The sequence below is a fragment of the Cohaesibacter gelatinilyticus genome, assembly GCF_900215605.1.
Classification (GTDB): domain Bacteria; phylum Pseudomonadota; class Alphaproteobacteria; order Rhizobiales; family Cohaesibacteraceae; genus Cohaesibacter; species Cohaesibacter gelatinilyticus.
Window position 1 is genome coordinate 187,167 of sequence record NZ_OBEL01000007.1, and the last position, 18,268, is coordinate 205,434.

General features: G+C 53.7%; 22 protein-coding genes. 20 read left to right on the forward strand and 2 right to left on the reverse strand.

Annotation, left to right across the window (positions count from 1 at the left end; all coding sequences use genetic code 11):
* Position 1 precedes the first annotated feature (1 nt).
* Positions 2-430 (forward strand): DUF1330 domain-containing protein, encoded by a 429-nt coding sequence (locus tag CRO57_RS21930; RefSeq protein ID WP_097155660.1) that lies wholly within the window; start codon positions 2-4, stop codon positions 428-430.
* A gap of 58 nt (positions 431-488) precedes the next feature.
* On the opposite strand, the gene CRO57_RS21935 is transcribed toward CRO57_RS21930, so the two are convergent.
* Positions 489-1,256, reverse strand: a complete 768-nt coding sequence (locus CRO57_RS21935; protein WP_097155661.1) for an SDR family oxidoreductase — start codon at positions 1,254-1,256, stop codon at positions 489-491.
* A gap of 14 nt (positions 1,257-1,270) precedes the next feature.
* Positions 1,271-1,894, reverse strand: coding sequence for an FMN-dependent NADH-azoreductase (locus CRO57_RS21940; RefSeq protein WP_097155662.1), 624 nt, complete (start codon positions 1,892-1,894; stop codon positions 1,271-1,273).
* 95 nt (positions 1,895-1,989) lie between these two features.
* Between CRO57_RS21940 and CRO57_RS21945 the strand changes: the two genes are divergently transcribed.
* From CRO57_RS21945 to CRO57_RS22030, 19 genes are all read left to right on the forward strand, one after another.
* Complete coding sequence (locus tag CRO57_RS21945) at positions 1,990-2,907, forward strand: LysR family transcriptional regulator (protein WP_097155663.1); 918 nt, start codon at positions 1,990-1,992, stop codon at positions 2,905-2,907.
* Between the two features lie 116 nt (positions 2,908-3,023).
* Positions 3,024-3,428: a COG4315 family predicted lipoprotein gene (locus CRO57_RS21950; protein WP_097155664.1), complete on the forward strand. Its 405-nt coding sequence runs from the start codon at positions 3,024-3,026 to the stop codon at positions 3,426-3,428.
* Positions 3,407-4,012 carry an RNA polymerase sigma factor gene (locus CRO57_RS21955; protein ID WP_244580181.1) on the forward strand — a complete coding sequence of 202 codons (606 nt, stop codon included), beginning with the start codon at positions 3,407-3,409 and terminating at the stop codon, positions 4,010-4,012. The genes CRO57_RS21950 and CRO57_RS21955 overlap by 22 nt, the downstream gene beginning before the upstream one ends.
* Positions 4,009-4,761, forward strand: a complete 753-nt coding sequence (locus CRO57_RS21960) for an anti-sigma factor family protein (protein WP_097155665.1) — start codon at positions 4,009-4,011, stop codon at positions 4,759-4,761. The genes CRO57_RS21955 and CRO57_RS21960 overlap by 4 nt, the downstream gene beginning before the upstream one ends.
* 196 nt (positions 4,762-4,957) lie before the next feature.
* Positions 4,958-5,449: a DUF6653 family protein gene (locus tag CRO57_RS21965; RefSeq protein ID WP_141401313.1), complete on the forward strand. Its 492-nt coding sequence runs from the start codon at positions 4,958-4,960 to the stop codon at positions 5,447-5,449.
* An 83-nt stretch (positions 5,450-5,532) separates the two neighbouring features.
* On the forward strand, positions 5,533-6,816 hold the full coding sequence (locus CRO57_RS21970) for a hypothetical protein (protein ID WP_141401314.1): 1,284 nt from the start codon (positions 5,533-5,535) through the stop codon (positions 6,814-6,816).
* Between the two features lie 191 nt (positions 6,817-7,007).
* On the forward strand, positions 7,008-7,358 hold the full coding sequence (locus CRO57_RS21975) for a hypothetical protein (RefSeq protein WP_097155668.1): 351 nt from the start codon (positions 7,008-7,010) through the stop codon (positions 7,356-7,358).
* A gap of 12 nt (positions 7,359-7,370) precedes the next feature.
* The gene (locus CRO57_RS21980) at positions 7,371-7,577 is read left to right on the forward strand and encodes a hypothetical protein (RefSeq protein ID WP_097155669.1); all 207 of its coding nucleotides are present in this window, start codon (positions 7,371-7,373) and stop codon (positions 7,575-7,577) included.
* A gap of 133 nt (positions 7,578-7,710) precedes the next feature.
* Complete coding sequence (locus CRO57_RS21985) at positions 7,711-9,417, forward strand: portal protein (protein ID WP_097155670.1); 1,707 nt, start codon at positions 7,711-7,713, stop codon at positions 9,415-9,417.
* Complete coding sequence (locus tag CRO57_RS21990; protein ID WP_097155671.1) at positions 9,417-9,743, forward strand: Bbp19 family protein; 327 nt, start codon at positions 9,417-9,419, stop codon at positions 9,741-9,743. Before CRO57_RS21985 ends, CRO57_RS21990 begins: the two co-directional genes overlap by 1 nt.
* The gene (locus tag CRO57_RS21995) at positions 9,733-10,503 is read left to right on the forward strand and encodes a hypothetical protein (protein ID WP_097155672.1); all 771 of its coding nucleotides are present in this window, start codon (positions 9,733-9,735) and stop codon (positions 10,501-10,503) included. Before CRO57_RS21990 ends, CRO57_RS21995 begins: the two co-directional genes overlap by 11 nt.
* A gap of 17 nt (positions 10,504-10,520) precedes the next feature.
* On the forward strand, positions 10,521-11,546 hold the full coding sequence (locus CRO57_RS22000; protein ID WP_097155673.1) for a major capsid protein: 1,026 nt from the start codon (positions 10,521-10,523) through the stop codon (positions 11,544-11,546).
* A gap of 38 nt (positions 11,547-11,584) precedes the next feature.
* Entirely contained in the window at positions 11,585-12,028 is a 444-nt protein-coding gene (locus CRO57_RS22005) for a Bbp16 family capsid cement protein (RefSeq protein WP_097155674.1), read from the forward strand.
* Positions 12,021-12,236: a hypothetical protein gene (locus CRO57_RS24430; RefSeq protein WP_141401315.1), complete on the forward strand. Its 216-nt coding sequence runs from the start codon at positions 12,021-12,023 to the stop codon at positions 12,234-12,236. Before CRO57_RS22005 ends, CRO57_RS24430 begins: the two co-directional genes overlap by 8 nt.
* Before the next feature lie 81 nt (positions 12,237-12,317).
* Positions 12,318-12,890: a phage connector family protein gene (locus CRO57_RS22010; protein WP_097155675.1), complete on the forward strand. Its 573-nt coding sequence runs from the start codon at positions 12,318-12,320 to the stop codon at positions 12,888-12,890.
* The gene (locus tag CRO57_RS22015; protein WP_097155676.1) at positions 12,890-14,965 is read left to right on the forward strand and encodes a phage tail protein; all 2,076 of its coding nucleotides are present in this window, start codon (positions 12,890-12,892) and stop codon (positions 14,963-14,965) included. Before CRO57_RS22010 ends, CRO57_RS22015 begins: the two co-directional genes overlap by 1 nt.
* A gap of 52 nt (positions 14,966-15,017) precedes the next feature.
* On the forward strand, positions 15,018-15,419 hold the full coding sequence (locus tag CRO57_RS22020) for a hypothetical protein (RefSeq protein WP_244580182.1): 402 nt from the start codon (positions 15,018-15,020) through the stop codon (positions 15,417-15,419).
* Complete coding sequence (locus CRO57_RS22025; protein ID WP_097155678.1) at positions 15,419-15,931, forward strand: virion core protein, T7 gp14 family; 513 nt, start codon at positions 15,419-15,421, stop codon at positions 15,929-15,931. Before CRO57_RS22020 ends, CRO57_RS22025 begins: the two co-directional genes overlap by 1 nt.
* Positions 15,931-18,267: a hypothetical protein gene (locus CRO57_RS22030; protein WP_097155679.1), complete on the forward strand. Its 2,337-nt coding sequence runs from the start codon at positions 15,931-15,933 to the stop codon at positions 18,265-18,267. Before CRO57_RS22025 ends, CRO57_RS22030 begins: the two co-directional genes overlap by 1 nt.
* The last annotated feature ends 1 nt before the right edge of the window (position 18,268 follow it).

The following is an 18,268-nucleotide window of genomic DNA, read 5'->3' on the forward strand; positions in this document are numbered from 1 at the left end:
GATGCAAGAAAGTCACTTTCATACCAGCTTTTCGAAAGAAACCTGGGACAGCTTCAAAAGCGATCAACGGCCCGGCCCCATTGATATGCTCAATCTCATTCGGCTGCGAGACAAAGCCCTCTATTCTGATGGTACCCAATCTTCAGGCGAAGAGGCCTTTCAACGCTATAGCGATATCAGCCAGCCAATTTTTGAAAGATTGGGCGGGAGAATTGTCTGGCGCGGTACTTTTGAGCTGACCATGGTTGGGCCAGATAATGAGACCTGGGATCTTGCCTTCATTGCGCAATATCCAAGCGTGGAGGCATTCGTCAGCTTGATGAAAGATGCCACATACCGACAAGCCATGGCACACAGACAAGCCGGTGTTCTGGATAGCCGTCTGATCAGGTTAAACCCATCCAGTACAGGTAATAGCTTTGCTGGATAAACGACGAATAGCTGTAGAAGAAGCCGCCAATGGCGGCTTCACATATTCAAAAACCTAATCAAACCGCAGGCAAACCGACCTTGGCGCGGCCTTCGTCAGTCTTCAGCGAGAAGTCCTGCCCTACATATTCATCACCTCCCGGGCCGCTGAGATAGGCGATGGTCTTGGCGACCCATTCTGCCGGAATGTGAACCGACGGATCCAGTTGGCTGACCGGATTAATGCCCGATGCCTTGATACTAACCTGCATTTCGGTCGCAACTGTCCCCGGGCTAAGGCCAATGACACGCACGCCGCTTGAGGCATATTCCAGATGTGCTCCGCCAGTCAGGCGCAACACCGCCGCTTTGGAGGCGCAATAATGGGACCAACCTTCAAGGGCAGCATTGGCAGCACCGGAGGAGATATTGATGATGGTGCCACCCCCCTGCTTTTCCATGACCGGGATGCCATAACGAAGAGCGTAATAGACCCCTTTGACATTGACATCAATGACCTTGCCCCATTCCTCGACATCGCTATCAGCAATCCGAGCGATAGGATCGATAAGACCGGCATTGTTGACCAAAATATCCAGCCGCCCATAGGTCTCAACTGCATGATTGATCAGTGCGGCCATCGCTTCATGATCGCTGACATCACAGGCAAAAGCACAGGCTTTGCCACCTTGGCCCTTGATCTCATCGGCAATCTTGGAAATAGCCGAAGCAGAGCGCGCAGCCAGAACCACATTGGCTCCCAATTCCGCCAAATGACGCGCCGCCGCTTCACCAATCCCTCGGCTCGCCCCGGTGATGATGGCGGTTTTCCCTTGAAACTCTGACATGGATTATCCTTTTGTTATTTTGGCGCAAAGGCAGCCGTTATATCGGCTCTGGCACCAGCCAGATGAGCCGCGACAGTCGCGTCATCAGCAGTGGTGGCCTGAACATTGATGATGTCTATCTCGTTGATTCCGAGGAAGGATAGCAGGAAGCGCAGATAAGGCTCCAGAAAATTCGCCTGCTCGAAAGACTGGCCCGGCAAATAGCCCTCAGACCCATAGGCACAAATGACAATGGCCCGCTGAATGGTGAGCAATCCCTTGAACGATCCATCCTCATACGCAAAGGTTTGGCCCATCCGCGTCACCTGATCGATCCAGCATTTCAGCGCCGCCGGAACGCCAAAATTGTAGATAGGCACTGCCAACAGTAACGTATCAGCGCTGTGCAATTCACCAATCAACGCATCAGAGATGGAGGTTGCCTGTTTCAACTCATCGGTCATCTCATCAGACGCCGCATAGAAGCCGGTGATTGTCTCTTGAGAAAGAACCGGAATGGTCTCTGCCCCCACATGGCGGCGCAAAATTCTGCCACCGGGATTGGCCTCAAACCAGCTCTCTTCGGCCAGATCGGCAAGACGGCTGGAATGAGATCCGTTGATACGGGCGCTGCTGTCAATTCGCAAAAGTGTCGACATGATTTCCTCATTTGGTTGACTGAGGTCTATCTTAATTACTGCTATTTTTACAAAAATGATTGATTAATAATCACAGTCATGCATATTTTGCACGAATGGATATCACCTCTCTCAAGACTGTTTTGCTGGTTCAGACCCGTGGCAGCATCGCCGCCGCCTCCCGCGTTCTGGATCTGGATCCATCCTCGGTCTCTCGCATTGTCGCGACAGTCGAGGCCGAACTCGGGATCCGCTTGTTTCAGCGCACCACCCGCCGTTTGACCGTCACCGAAGAAGGCCAGGCCTATCTACAACGACTGGCCCCGCTGATAGATGAAATGGATGCAGCTAAGGAAGAAGCGCAACGCCACCGATTACAACCAACCGGGCTATTGCGCATGACCGCTTCTGTTGCCTTTTGCGATCAAATGATCATTCCCGTGTTACCTGACTTCCAAAAGCGCTTTCCTGAAATCACCATTGATCTGCAATCATGCGATCGCAATCTCGATCTGGTCGAAAATGAAATTGATCTGGCGGTGCGTCTGGCTCCCACCCCGCAAGGTGATCTCATCTCAACCCGCCTGGTTCAAACCCATTATCGGGTCGTGGCCAGCCCGGATTATCTGAAAGCCAAGCAGGCGATTAAAGATCCAACGGACCTTGCCGCGCATAATTGCCTGCGCTTCGCCCTGCCCGGCCTGCAAAATAGCTGGTGCTTTCAAAAGGGCGATGCCGCCCCTTTTGAGATTGATGTCTCTGGCAATCTTCTGATTTCCAACGCTCTGGGCTTGCGCAAAGCTGCTTGCATGGGACAAGGTATTGCCATCCTTGCTGACTGGCTGATCCAGCGCGATTTAAAGGAAGGAAAACTGATCGAGCTCTTCCCTGACCATCATTGCTCAATCACAGATTTTGAAACCTCCGCCTGGGCGCTCTATCCCAACCGCTCCTACCTGCCAAGAAAAGTTAGGGTCATGATCGATTTTCTAAGAGAAAGCCTTGGCGCAAAGGTACTGGCAGCAACTGCATAACCTCACCAAATGATCAGCTTTGATATTTTTTTCAAAGCACGGGGATTATTTGTCTCGCCCAGCCGTATGTCTCTTGTCGGGTGCTGAATTGGCACCGGAAAACAGGAGACAAAGACATGAACACCCAATCCATTTTGAAATCCGCTGGCGCGGCTAGCATCGCGCTGATGATGACAGCTCTATCCGCCAATGCTGCTGGCCATATCGGTGCGCCGAAAACCATCCAAGCTTCAAACGGCAAATCCTATCTGGCCGACAATCACGACATGACCCTCTATGTCTTTGACAAGGACAAGAAAAACACTTCCAACTGCTATGATGGCTGCGCCAAGAAATGGCCTCCCCTGATGGGCAAGAAAGGCATGAATCTGCCAAAAGGGTATGATCTGATTGAACGCAAGGGTGGCGAGATGCAGATTGCCTATAAAGGCCAGCCGCTATATCTGTGGTTCAAAGACAAGAAACCCGGCGATATGAGCGGCGACGGCGTCAAAGGCGTTTGGCGCACCGCACGCCCGTAACCATGCAGCAATGGGGGAAGAGCATTGATCTGCCCCCATCCATTTCCATCACCAGTCAGATCACATTTATGAGTTTACGCCTTAGCTTTGACAAACAATTGGAAGAAGCGCTGCCAGATCTCTGGCGCTATGCCTGGTCACTGACCCGGGACCGGGATAGTGCCGATGATCTGGTGCAGGATTGCGTGGAACGAGCCTTGCGAAAGCGCTTGCTATGGTTTCCCGGACGATCCCTGAAGCCCTGGCTCACCAAAATACTGCTCAATCTGTTCCGCGACCAGTGGCGGCACAATGCTCGCCACCAGACCGTAGCACTGGATCAGCTAAACAATATTGCCGAGATTGCCGCCAGCCCCCATGAACGGCTGGAGGTGAAGGAGATCTGGAGCGCTTTGGACAAGATCCCCAATGAGCAAAAAGAAGCCTTGCTTTGTGTCGTCGTTGCGGGTCTGAGTTATAGTGACGCTGCAGCGGCACTGGATATTCCCAAAGGCACCTTGATGTCCCGCATCGCCCGCGCCCGCAGCAAGTTGAAAACCGAGATGGATAACCCCACCTCCCCCAAGATCAGGAGCGTGACATGACTGAGGGAAAGAGCATTGAAGATCTGATCCAGCAAGGGATCGACAATGAACTGACGCCCGAAGAGCGACAGGAGCTGGATGCTTATCTGAATGCTCACCCGGAAGAGGCGGAGCGCTATCAATCCCTCTCTCATCAGTCAGATTTGATCAAAGATAGCGTCCCTGTTCCATCGCCCGAACATCTTGCGCAGCTGAAAGCCAATGCAGCACGGCCGCGCCGGATCAATTCCATGCCACGCATTGCAGCGTCCCTTGCCATCTTCGTCGTTGGTATTGCTCTTGGCCTGTCCATCCCGCGTCAGGACAAAAGTGTAAACGGCGATCTGGGCCTCTTTGCGCAGCAAGCCCATGCCGCCCACTCACTTTATGTCAGCGAGGTTCTGCATCCGGTGGAAGTGGTGGCAGCCGAGCGCGATCATTTGCAAACCTGGCTCTCCAATCGTCTTGGCGCGGCCATCATCGCCCCGAAACTGGGCGAGACCGGCTTTTCCCTGATCGGCGGCCGTCTGTTACCCGCCGGCGACAAGGCTTCAGCCCTCTTCATGTATGAAAATGCCCAAGGCGACCGGATCAGCCTGCTGGCGACCCATGGCACAAAAGATCAAAGCCAATCTTTCCGTTTTCATGAGACAGGCGGATATCTGACCATCTTCTGGCAAGATGGCCCATGGCGCTATTCCCTCGTTGGCGGCCTTCCCCGCGAGCCCATGGACGAAATAGCCCGCACCATTCATGGTCAATTGCTTTAGTACGTGTTGCTGAAAAGTTGTAGCACTTTTCGGATAAGAACTCGATTTGAAACAAAGATTTAAAGCACTATTCGCAGTTCAAAAATTGCGAATAGTGCTTTAATCTCAAGCCTCTGTCATCTGAATGAAGCTATACCTTTGGCACTGTCTAAACAACGAGAGCTTGGCGTGGAACTGAGATGAAATTTTTGAAAAAATGATGCTAATGGATGACGCCACCTGGCGTCGCCATGCCAATCCCTTGAGCGTTTATAGCCGCTTCACAATTCTACCGTTGCTGACATTGGCCATCTGGTCCTATGACTGGATTGGCGGGTGGTGTGTCCCCTTCATTGCACTTGCACTCTTTTGGAACTGGTATAACCCACGCGCTTTCAAAGCAGTCGATACGATCTCTGGCTGGGCATCGGAAGGGGTCATTGGAGAGCGGATCTATCTGAAGCGACAAGAGAATAACGTCCGCTTGGGCCATGTCCGAGCCATCCACATTCTCTCCACATGTACCGCTCTTGCTGCCATCATCTGGCTCTGGGGTCTTTGGACGCATGATCTTCCCACAACTCTCTGGTCGCTCACGCTAACCATGTTGTTCAAGACCTGGGCCTTTGATCGCATGGTCTGGATTTACCGGGAGAGTAAAGAAAACGGCATCAGCTCTACAAATACAAAACAGTTGCACAATCGATAATAGAAGAGCTAAAATAAATCATAGTTCATTAAACATAAATCACCACAATATAAATTATTACAAATATAAAAAAGGATAATACTGTGAAGGTACATTCTATTTTAAAATATACGTTCAATTTATCCATAATTTCTTCCGCATTTTTTATCCAGTTATTCAGTCATGTTAACGCCGACAGCACATTCAAGCTCAAAACCGGTGCATATAAACAAACCGTCATGTCTGACGGCAGTGTTACAAAAGGCATGAAAGAAGCCACCAAGCTGATCACTCAAAGACAATATAGTGATGACTATGAATGCAGTGTTGAACTCAAACCCAATGGATCTTTGAAATATGACAACAAAATTCCGGAAGCACTCTATTCTGCTAATGATATGAAGCGTGTCAGAGCACTCCCATATCACGTGGTTTTTGTCAGAAATGTACTATTTTGTGGGAAGCCGGTCCCTGAAGGCACCACATGGGGTGGGTGCGGATCTGTAGGACGAAAAGGCATTGCTCTTACAAGAGGATCGACATCAAGACTTGGCAAAAAAATCGCACATGAATTCGGTCATAATGCTGGCTTCAATGGCCATAGCCCCGATCATCGACATATCATGAGTCCAACAGCAAGTACCGGCATGAACAAGTCTCACTGCAAGGTATTTGCATCGGGAATTTCCGGTCAGGTATTGGCGGTAACCGAACCATCAGCAGAAAATTCAAAATCTTCACCAGATTCGCCGCAGCCATCTCAGAAAGAGAAATCTCCTTTCGAACAACTCTTTGAAAGTGAGTGGAGTGATGGCATTCCGCTGGATCAGGTTAATCGTCTGACCCCAGATGATATAGAAAAAACACGGTCCCTCATTTTGGAGGGAAAAACTCAATATTATAGCAAGGCCATTTTCGTTCTGGCATTGCGAGGGACAAGTGCTGACAAGGAACTGCTCTTCCAGATCCTCCAAAAGCCCCTTGCAAAGATGGAGACGGATGAGGAATATGATATACGCGAAGCCAAGCTATCCTTGCCTAATGCTTTAGGAATGCTGACAGCAAAAACCAACGACAATCAGTTGGTACAACGATTGGCATCATATGTTTTCATGGGGCTAAACCACCCGACCGAATTGCAACATCTGCTGGGTTCTTATGATGGCGTAACAGATGATGCGACAAGTTTTGCAGAAAATAGCGGCGTTGGATTGGCCTTGGCAGGAAATCTTGGCAAGCAATATCTGAACACCCTTCCGCAAACTTTCAGTTCTTCCCCGAATAAAAATTTTTCCGGCAGAAATATGGGCAGTTATTTCGGACTCCTGAACGCAATTAACAAAGGCACCGTTGAAAAGGGGCTTAAAGGATATCTGGAGGGGAGATAGTTAAGGCCTTTCTGACATTCGGCAAACCATTGAGAAGCACCCTACTCTTCGTTGTTATCATTACCGCTGCATGTATTTCCTCAGCATCAACATACTTTAATCTGCCTTATAATTGCGATTATCACACCATATATTGACCAATACAACACAACTTGAAATGATGGCTACACGACATTTGGTTAGGTGTAGCTATGACAGAAAAGCAAGACGGCCGTCAGGGTCTGGAAAGCGTTGAGAAGCGGATCGGGTTTGAGCTGGAGCACATGCGCAAAGGCTTTTATGAGAACGCCTTTGACCGGCAAGATTTGGCATTGGCCAGCAACTCGGCCGCCAATAGCCGTTTAATTGTCATTCTCAGTTTCACGCTGATGCTTGTCCTCGGTGCTGTGGTCAATCCGCTATATTTTCTCCTTGCCCTGATGCCCATTCTCTCCCTCTGCCTTGCATGGCTGATCGATGAATTGCGCCTGACCAATCTGGCTCCAGCCACAGCTTTTTTCGCGGTATTTCCGCTCTTCTCCATCCCAGTCATTGGATTGTAAGAGGTTTTATTCATGTGCATGTTTGGCTCCAAATCCCCACCGCCTCCTACCCCACCAAAAGAATATGCAGCCGCCAAGTCACCGACACGGGCACAGGCAAAAAGCGCTGGTGAGCGCGTGCGCGACCGAGTGGCCTCTCGCCCGCAGACCTTGCTGACCAGCCCGAGCGGCGTTGGTGTGCTGGATACCAGCGGCAAGAAGAAATTGCTGGGGGCATAAGGATGCGCCTTGCTGACATGAGCCGCCCAGCAAGCCTGTTTATCGCAGCCATTCTGGCCATCGTGACATTGGGCGCGGGCTATAGCCTCTACAGTCTCTATCATCTTGTCTCACCCATGCATGGAGGGCACTAATGGCTCCATCCATTCGTCAGCGCCATCAATCTCGCCTCGAAGGCATGCGCGAAGAGCGCAGCTATTACGAGGCCAACTGGCGCGATTATGACAAATATATTGCCCCCGGTCGGTTGCGCCTGAATGGCCAACGGCGCAAGGGCGAACGCAACATGCAGGACATTCTGGACGAGACGGCTCTGCTGGCCAAACGCACCTTCCAGTCCGGCATGCATTCGGGCCTTACGTCCCCTGCACGTCCCTGGATGAAACTGCGCACCATGGATCCGGACATGAAGGAGTTCGGCCCGGTCAAGGACTACCTCTATCACTGTGAACAGATCATCCAGCATGTGATGCGTGGCTCCAATGTCTATAACGCCCTGCATTCCGCCTATGGTGATCTGGGCCTGTTCGGTCAGTCCTGTATGCTGATTGTCGGAGACGGGCCAGGCCTGCGCGCCATTCCCATGATGACCGGTCAATATTGGATCGCTCAGAATGACAAAGGCCGGGTTGATACCCTCTATCGTCAGATCAAGATGACGGTGGAGCAAGTGGTTGGCAAATTCGTCGCCAAAGCCAATGGCGATATGGATTGGTCGCGTGTCTCCAACACCATCAAGACGCTCTGGGATCAGGGAAAATATGACAGCTGGATCGACATCTGCCACGCGGTGGAGCCGAGAAAGAACCGCGACCAAAGCAAGAAGACCAAGGCTCACAAGCCCTTTGCCTCCAATTATTGGGAAGATGGGCAATCGGGCGATGGGATGCTGTCGGAGAATGGCTTTGACTTCAACCGCATTTTGGCTCCACGCTATGAAGCCGATGGCGAAGATGTTTATGGCTCCGGCCATCCGGGCGAGGTCAGCCTGCCTGCGGTCAAGCAATTGCAGTCCGAACAGCGGATGAAAGGCCAAGGCATCGACAAGATTGTCCGCCCGCCCATGCAGGGACCAAGCAGCCTGCGGGCGCAAGGGGTCTCCACCCTTCCCGGCAAGATCAATTATATCGATGATCCATCAGGTCGCGCCGGTTTGCGTCCGGTCATGGAGGTCAATCTGCGCCTTGGTGAGCTGGCCGCTGATATTCAGGACATCCAGAACCGTATCGACAAGATCTGGTATGCGGATCTGTTCTTCGCCATCACCCAGATGCAAGGCGTGCAGCCCCGTAATGTGCTGGAACTGACCCAGCGCAAGGAAGAGCAGTTGCTGCAGCTTGGCCCGGTGGTGGAACGTCAGATCCATGAACAGACCAATCCATTGGTCGAGATCGTCTTTCAGACCTGCGAGGAAGCCGGACTTCTGCCCGAGCCACCGACGGAACTGGTGGAGCGTGAAGAAGAGCTGGAGATCGAAAATATCTCTCTTCTGGCCCAAGCTCAACGGGCTGTGGCAACCGGATCCATCGAGCGATTGGTCGGTTTTGCCGGACAGATCCTCTCGGTCAAACCGGACGTGGCAGACAAGCTGGATCTGGATCAGGCCATTGATGAATATGCCGAAGCCATCGGCTCCCCATCGACGCTGATCAAATCCGACGATGATGTGAAAGCCATGCGCGACGAGCGAGAACAGCAAATGCAGGCACAGCAGCAAGCCTCCATGGCCAGCCAGATGATGCCAGCGGTGAAAGATGGCGCACAAGCCGCTCATCTGATGTCGCAAACAAAGGCGGCGGATGACGGTGACAATCTCCTCGCACAACTTGGATTGAGCTGATGAGCAAAGATCAAAGTGAAGAACAGGATCAGGAATTGGGCGAGCGAGAGCGCCAACTCCGTGAAGATACGTACAACATGTTGCGAAATCCGCAAAGCATGAGATGCATATGGTGGATTTTACAACAATGCGGAATTTACGGCGTCAGCTTCACCGGGGACGAGATGACCGCATTTCGGGAAGGCCAAAGATCCATCGGTCTGACCATCATCCAGAAAATCGCAGAAGTGGATGAGACGGCCTATCCGACCTTGATGCTCGAAATGAGCAAGTTTGAAGCAAAAATCAAGGAAGCCGAGGAGGCAGGAAAGAGCGATGATGAGTGAACGAAAAACCAAGGCAGCCAGCCCCGACACCGTAAGGCCTGGAGCATCCAACGCTTCCATTTTTGCAGGCGTCCTGAAACTGCCTCGTCCTGTTCTGTCTCCCGAGGATGGGACGGGCATTGGTGAGCAATCTGTAAGCGATACGCTTTATGGAGATGCGGCACCAGCCCCTGATGAGGGAGGCGACGCTCTGGGCCACGAGCCCGGCTCCCTCATCGGGGACGATGTAGCAGACGCACAAAATATTGATGGTGATGGCGACCAAGAGAACGGGGGCGAGAACGAAGGCTCCCATCTCGACCATGTGCCGGAAGATGGCGTCTATGATTTCTCCTCGCTTGATCTGCCAAAAGGCATGGAGATTGACGACCAGCTGTCCGCCATGGCTGGCCCGCGCATGGCCGAGGCCAACATGAGCCAGAACCAGGCCAATGCGGTGGCTGGCGTCCTCACCGACATGCGCAAGAAACAGATCGAGGATTGGCATCAAACCAACCGCGATTGGCAGAATTCCGTGAAATCGGATCGGGAGATTGGCGGAGACAATCTGCGAACCTCCATTCAGGCATCCGAGAAATTTCTGGACGAATTCGGCACCCAGGAGCTGCGCGATTATCTGATCAGCTCCGGTGGTGGCAATCATCCAGAAATCATCCGTGCTTTTGCCCGTGCAGGACAAGCACTGGCAGAGGACAACCCGGGCGGCAAAGCAAGCGGCGGAAAGCTTGATACTGCGTCCATTCTTTACCCAGACGACTAACAGAGAGGTCGAAGTCAATGGCTGTATTGGCTCAAAAATTCTTAACGCTTGCAGATCTCGCCAAACGTGGCGGTGGCAAGGGAGCAGAAATGGCTCAGGTGATTGAGCTTCTGGCTCAGGAAAACCCCATCCTTGAGGATGCGGTTGCCATGGAATGTAACCAGGGCAAGAGCCATCTGCACAATATCCGCACCCGCCTGCCACAGGTGGCTTGGGGCAAGTTGTATAAAGGCATCCCGCAGAGCAAATCCGACATCCAGCAGGTCGAAGACACCACCGGTTTCGTGGAAGCGCTGGCAACCATCGATTCCCGCCTGCTGAAATTGTCAAAGAATCCGGCACAGGTGCGCCTGACCGAAAGCTCTGCTTTCATCGAAGCTCTGAACCAGGAAGTCGCAACCGGCATCTTCTATCATGACACCAAGACCGGCCCGGAAAAATTCATGGGTCTGTCCGTGCGCTATTCCGAATATGCCACCGGCGATAAAGGCAAGGGCGCAGCCAATCAGGTGATTGATGGCGGCGGCCGTGGCTCCGACAATACCTCCATCTGGTTTGTCACCTGGGGCGATCGCTTCACCCATCTGCTCTATCCACAAGGCTCCACTGCTGGTGTCCAGCGTGAGGACAAGGGCGAGCAGCGCATTCACGATGATCAGGGCAATCCTTTCTATGTCAAGGAAGAGCTGTTCAGCTGGCATGTGGGCATGGCCGTCAATGACTGGCGCTACAATGCTCGAATTGCCAACATCGATGCAAGCGAAGTCGCAGCAGGCAATGTCGATGTCTATGCCCTGATGCGTCAGGCTTACTATCGCCTGAAATCTCGTCGTGTGCCGGGTGGCAAGACCTGCATCTACATGAATTCCGACATGATGGAAGCACTGGACAAGCTGGCAACCAATGCTGGCAGTTCGGACAATTTTGTCCGCCTGACCCGTCAGGACGTTGCCGGTGAGGAAGTGCTGACCTATCGCGGCATTCCAATTCGCGAAACCGATGCCCTGCTCAATTCAGAAGAGATGGTTCCAGCTGCGCAATAACCCCGCTGGCTCTCATTCATTTCAAAAGGACATTCAACATGATCTTTGATACTCAAACTCTCTTTTCCGATCAGCAAGCGGTCACCGCCTCTGCCCGGTCTGAAAATGTGCTGGATCTGGGCGACATGGGCATTCCCCATGGCAACAAACAGGCACCAGTACGCGACATCGGCGAAGGCACGCCCTTGCCGCTTCTGGTTCAAGTGACCGAGGATTTTGCTGGCCTGACGTCACTGGAAATCCAGGTACAGACCTCTGATCAGTCTGATTTCAGCTCTGATGTGCGCCTGCATACCAGCTCCGGTCCGGTACCGGTGGCAAAGCTGAAAGCTGGTTGGAAATTCGGCGTCACCTCTCTGCCGGTGGCAGATAAGGACGGCATGGGCCGCTATCTGTCCATCAATTACGTCAAGTCCGGCTCGGATGCCACGGCAGGTAAAATCACTGCTGGTCTGGTGGCTGCGGTCCAGACCGATGGCTAGCCCCCGACGCTTTGACGGCAAGGTCCGGGCCATGCGCCCGGGCTATTGCGGCGGATTGGTGCGCAAGGAAGGCGAGATCTTCGACTTCAACGGCATTCTGGGCAGCTGGATGGACCCGCAAGAACCATCCGTCCCGGCCAGCAAAGCTCCGATCAAGAAGCCCCTGCGCAAACCAGCCGCCAAACGGGCAAGCAATCAGGCCCAATAATCCATCTTAGAGAAGGGACATGCGCCCCTTCTCTCCCTGCCACCGACTGATCGTAAGCCCAGGCTCTCCCGGAGATGGACAATGACATCCGAAGTTGAAATTTATAATCTCGCTCTGTCTCACATCGGCATCACCGTGCCGGTTGCATCGCCAACGGAAAAGAGCAACGAGGCGAAGCAATGCCGGCTGCATTTTGCCCATGCGGTGCGCGCCTTGCAGAACTTTCCCTACGATTTTCTGAAAACCACCCGCTCTCTGGCCATGATCGGCCATGGAGAGAATGGCGACCATGTCTATGATTTGCCGCGTGACATGATCCGCCTGATCAAACTGGCCAGCACGATTGATGATAACAGCCTGCCGGTGCATGACTATGCGCTGCGCGGCGGACAGCTGCATTGCAAGATCTCCCCGGCCTATCTCACCTATACCAAGCCGGTGCTCGATAGCTCGCTCTTCCCGCCCAGCTTCATTGACGCCCTTAGCTGGGAACTGGCAGCGCGCATCTGCTTTCCGCTGACCAAAGACCAGAAGCTGCGGCAGGAAACCTTTCAGATCGCACAAATGCGCCAGCCAAAGGCAGAAGAAATCAACGCCAATAATGAAATAGACAGCTGGGACTTGCCCGCCAATCATCTGGAGGCGCGTTCCTGATGTCAGTCCTTCGTAACATGCAGCCCGCCTTTGTCGGCGGCCTTTTGTCCAGCACTCTTTGGTCGCGGGTGGATCTGTCCAAATATGCCACCGGTCTGAAGCGTGCCGACAATATCCTGCTCCATGCCCATGGCGGTGCATCCAACCGGCCCGGCCTTGTCTTTGTCGACGAGACCCGCACCAGCGGCAAAGCCCGCTTGCTGCCGTTTGATTTCGACGTCGGCTCCGATCAGACCTATATCCTTGTCTTCACCCATCAAAAACTGCGGATCATCCGCTCCGGCTCCCCCATCAAATCCGGCAATGTGGGCGACAGCAATCGCCCCTATTATGAGGTGGATACTCCCTATACCGACACCGATATCGATCAGTTGGTGATGGTACAGGAAAAGGACATTGCCTATATCAGCCACCGAAATCACCCGCCGCACAAGCTCTCTCGCTATGGCGATCTGGATTGGCGGCTGGAAGAGATGGATTTCTCCATCAAGATGACAGCCCCGACCGATGTGGCGGCATCAGCGGAATCCGGCTCCGGCTCCACCAGCTATAGCTACAAGGTCTCGGCCGTTCATCAATCCACCAAGGAAGAAAGCCTGCCCTCGGTTTCGGTCAGCGTCAGCAATGATCTGACCACCGCAGGCCACAAGAACAAGATCAGCTGGACCGCCCATTCGGATGCCAGAAAATATGTGGTCTATAAGGAAGACAACGGTCTTTATGGCCTGGCCGGCACCACGACTGCCACCAGTTTCATTGATGAAAATATCACCGCCGATCTGTCCGACGCTCCGCAGGAAGTGGTCAATCCCTTTGATGGCGCGGGCAACTATCCCGGTGCGGTGGGGTTCTTCGAACAACGCCTGACCCTGCCCTCGACCAACAACAATCCATCCGCCATCGATCTCAGCCAATCAGCCAATTACGAAAATTTCAGCTCTGCCTCTCCGGCCAAGGCATCGGACGCCATCGCCTTTCGCATTCCCTCTTCCCGCCGAAATGAAATCAACAGCGTGGTCAGCATGCCGCGCGGACTGGCAGTCTTTGGCACAGCCGGGGAATGGGTGGTCAAGGGCAGCTCCGACGATCACCTGACCCCCTCCAATCCGCTGGTGCGCCAGCAATCCTATTATGGCTCCAGCAGGGTCCAGCCCATTATTTGTGGCAAAACCATCCTCTATGCGGTCGCCCGTGGCGGCGTGGTCCGCGATTTCAATTATGACTTCTCATCAGATAGTTATGGCGGCGCGGATCTCACCGTTCTGGCCCGGCATCTGTTTGAAGGCAAGGAAATCAAATCCTGGGCCTATGCCCAAGCGCCCCATTCCATCGTGCCGGTGGTGCTGGACGACGGTGCCTGCGCCGTCATGACCTATATGAAGGAACATGAAGTCTGGGGCTGGACTGAATTCAAGACCAAAGGCCAGTTTGAAGATGTCTGCGTCATCGCCGAAGGCAATGAGGATGTGGTCTATTTCGTCATCAAGCGCATGATTGGTGGTCAGGAAAAACGCTTCATCGAAAAGATGCATACCCGCGTCTTTGAAGACAGCAAGCAATGCTTCTTTGTCGATAGCGGCCTCAGCTATAGCGGCTCTCCGGTCGATAGCATCTCCGGCCTGACCCATCTGGAAGGCGAAACAGTCGTAGCGCTGGCCGATGGCAATGTGGTGCGCGATCTCAGCGTCAGCGGTGGCCAGATCACTCTGCCCATCAAAGCCTCCATCATTCATGTGGGCCTGTCCTATGAAGCGGTGCTGCAAACACTGGATCTGGACCTTGGCACCGTTCAGGGCCTTGGCACGGTTCAGGGCCGCCAAAAGGCCATTGGTTCCATCTCGGTCCGGTTGAACCAGTCACGCGGCCTTTGGATCGGCCCAGATGAGGACAATCTGCATGAATGGAAACAAAGATCCACGGAAGACTGGAACGAGCCGACCGATCTCTTTACCGGCATCATGCAGTTCAACCCCTCTGGTCGCTGGTCGCAAGGGGCCACCACCATCATCAAACAAAAAGACCCGCTGCCCATGAGCGTGCTGTCCATCATGCCGGAGATCGTCATCGGTGGTTGAGATCAGGATCATACCGGCCACAAAGGACCATGCCCACGACCTTGCTCCGCGTATGCGAAAGGCAGATCGCGACGAGGTCATGGCAGGCTCCGGGCAATTGCCGCTTCAGGCGCTGCTCTTTTCCATGGAGCAATCGGATGAGGCCTGGACAGCCTTCATCGATGGCCGGGTGGAGGTCATGTTCGGGGTCGGCACCATCAATATGCTCTATGGCATCGGGGCCCCCTGGCTGCTGGGCAGCGATGCCATCAAGACCCATTACCGCGCCTTTTTGCGGCAGTCACTGTTGTGGAAATCGCACCTAAACTCTCAATACAGCGAATTACACAACATGGTGGATGATCGCAACAAGGTGAGCAAGCGCTGGCTGCAATGGCTCGGCTTCGAGCTGGGCCCGGCCATCGATATCGGAAATGGCCTGCATTTCCGCGAATTCTGGATGAGGAAAATGTGATGTGTGATTTGGGAATTGCCCTCGGCCTTGCCAGCACGGCAATTGGCGCGGCCGGATCCATGGCGCAGGCACAGGCGCAAGCCGATGCTGCCAATTACAATGCGCAAGTCGCCGAGATGAATGCCCGTCTGGCCGAAAAGCGCTCCAAGGATGCCTTTGATCGCGGCCAGAAGGAAGAACAGGCCAAACGCGAGGAAGTCTCCCAACTGATTGGCCGCCAACGCGCCGCCATGGCAGCAAATGGCGTCGATATCGCCTATGGCTCCCCGCTCGATACCTTGGTGGATGCCAAGACCATGGGCGAGCTGGACGCCCTGACCGTGCGCACCAACACAGCCCGCGAGGCCTACAACCATGATGTCGACGCAGTGAACAAACGCTCAAAGGCACAACTCCATCGCATGGAAGCCAAGGCCGCCACGACAGGCGGTTATCTCAGCGCCATGGGCTCGCTCATTGGCGGCTTTGGCACGGCTTACGGTGACGCGAAGAAAGCGGGGTATTTCAAGTAATGGCTATCGTCCCGAACTATAAAAGATCGGCCCGTCTTACACCGCGCTATCAGCGCAATATTGAGGTCTCGGCTACATCTGAGCATATGGGTGCAGCCATTGGCCGGGGGCTGAGCGGCCTTGGTCAGGGCATCGGCACAGCAGGCAAGGCCCTGCATGCAACAGCAAGACTGGACAATGCCAAGGCCCAGGCAAAAGAGCGCGAGCAGCAGGACCAGAAAGACCAGATGGCCGAGCGCGAGAGGCAAACCCGCGTCAAAAACCAGCTCAGCGAAAGCATGGAGAAAAACCGCGCTGATGTTCAGAAAATTGCGCAGGGTCCCGAGGCCTATGCCGATGATCCAGATCTCAAAGACTTCGGCTCTTCTGTCGATGATGTGCGCCGTGTGGAAGGCTTTCTGAAGACCGCGCCCAAGGACGAAGCAGATAACATCAGACCGGGTATGGAGGCCATTCAGGTCAATGCCTCCAACCGTGCCAACCAGCTTTTGCAAGAGCAGGCCCTGAAGAACGGTCAGCAGGCGGATCAGCGATATCTCGATAATTTTGTTCAAGAGGCTGTAACCGATCGCAATGATCCTGTTGCCGTGGAAAAATACCGGCTGGCAGGCCTTGCCAATATAAGCGCCAGCGCCGAGCGGGACGGACTGGATGAAGGTGAGGCTGCAGTCCTTGCCCATGCCTATTCTTCAAAGCTCGACAGGGATGTGGTGCTGGCAAAGCTGGAGGATGATCCGGCCCTTGCCCTTGAGGATTATGACCAACTGCGCCCACGCCTGATCGAGACAGACCGACAGGAGCTGGACAGAACCTTTTCCTTCGTTCGCAAGGAGGAAGCGATCAAAAGCCAGATATCCGGTATCCTCTCCTTAAGACGTCATGACACAAGTCTCTCGCAATCCCGGCAAGCCTCTATGCCAAAGGGTGAGAATGATCAGCCATCAGGCAGCTCTGTCCCTCTCACTTACCTCAATTTGGCCAGTCCAAGTGCAGATCGAAGGCTGGATCAAGAGTTTACACTGACCTTCGCCACCAATCTCGATGCCCTGATGGAAGATGCGCAGCAGCATATCGGCACCGGACTGGAGATACTCCCTTATCAGGATCATGCTTCCATCACGCCCGGTGGGGAGAGTGATTATTGGAGTGCGCAGCAAGGCCAGAACAAGGTCCTCATCCGCTATCAAGGGCAGAGCCTTTCCAAGGCACCCAGCAAAGTACAGGACTGGCTGGCAGACAATAGCGCCGCTTACGGACTCTTCCTGCCGGTTGGCTCCACCGCTGCAGGCAATACATCACCAGAGACCCGCATTGCTGACGGCTTTGATAGAGTGCTTGTTGCCTCTCTAGACAGTCCATCCTCCCGCGCCCTTGGACCATCTGCCAAACAGATGGAAGAAGCCATTGCAGCCATCGACAATCCAAATCTTCAGGAAGCAGCCCGTTCAAACCTGCAGATCGAGCTGGACCGGCAAGGTAAACAAGACAAAGCAGGCCAACTGGCCGCCGCACGCGAAATCTGGACCGCCATTGACGATGGCAAGAGCCTTGAAGATGTCCCGATCAGCATTCGCGTGGCAGCGGGCAGCGCCACCATTTCTGATGCGACCGATTTTATTCGCACCCGTGAGGGCGGCAAGATCATCCAAACGGATGCAGTCACCCTGTCGGGACTCAACCGCATGATGGCATACAATCCTGACCGCTTTGCCGGCCAGGATCTTGACGCCTATCGCAACCAGATAAGCCGCAATGATCTCAAAGATCTCAAGCAACACCAGACTGATCTTCTGAAGCATGACAGTCAGGCCCTGAAGAGAACTGAGCTCTACAAAGCCACCTTCGAGCAAGCCGAAACGGCGATGGAACGGATCGGGCTACTCGATACCTTTCCGGAAGAAAATGACTTCTTTTTTGGAACCAAACTGGGGCTCCGCAATCATACGACCAGAAGGCTAAGGCTGAGCAAGCTCTCCAAGTTCCGAAACACTTTGAAGCAAGAGATTGATGATTTCATCGCCGAATCTGTTGCCAACCGTCCCAATGGCACACCACGCATGCCAACCTATAACGAGCTGGAGGAAATAACCAATCGGCTCATTCTGCCAGTCATGCTGGATGACGGAATTCCATTGTTCAATCTGGACCGCGCCGGCCACTTCTTTGAAGTGGACGACCCTGCAGACCCCTCCTCCTATCGCCTGAAAATCCATCCCGACGAGATCCCGGCAAGCGTGCGTCAACGGCTTGAGAACCGGTTCGAGCAAGCAAACGGCCGCAAGCCCTCAGGCGAGGAGAGTGTTCGCCTCTACCAAACTTTTCTTTCGGAGCAATGAT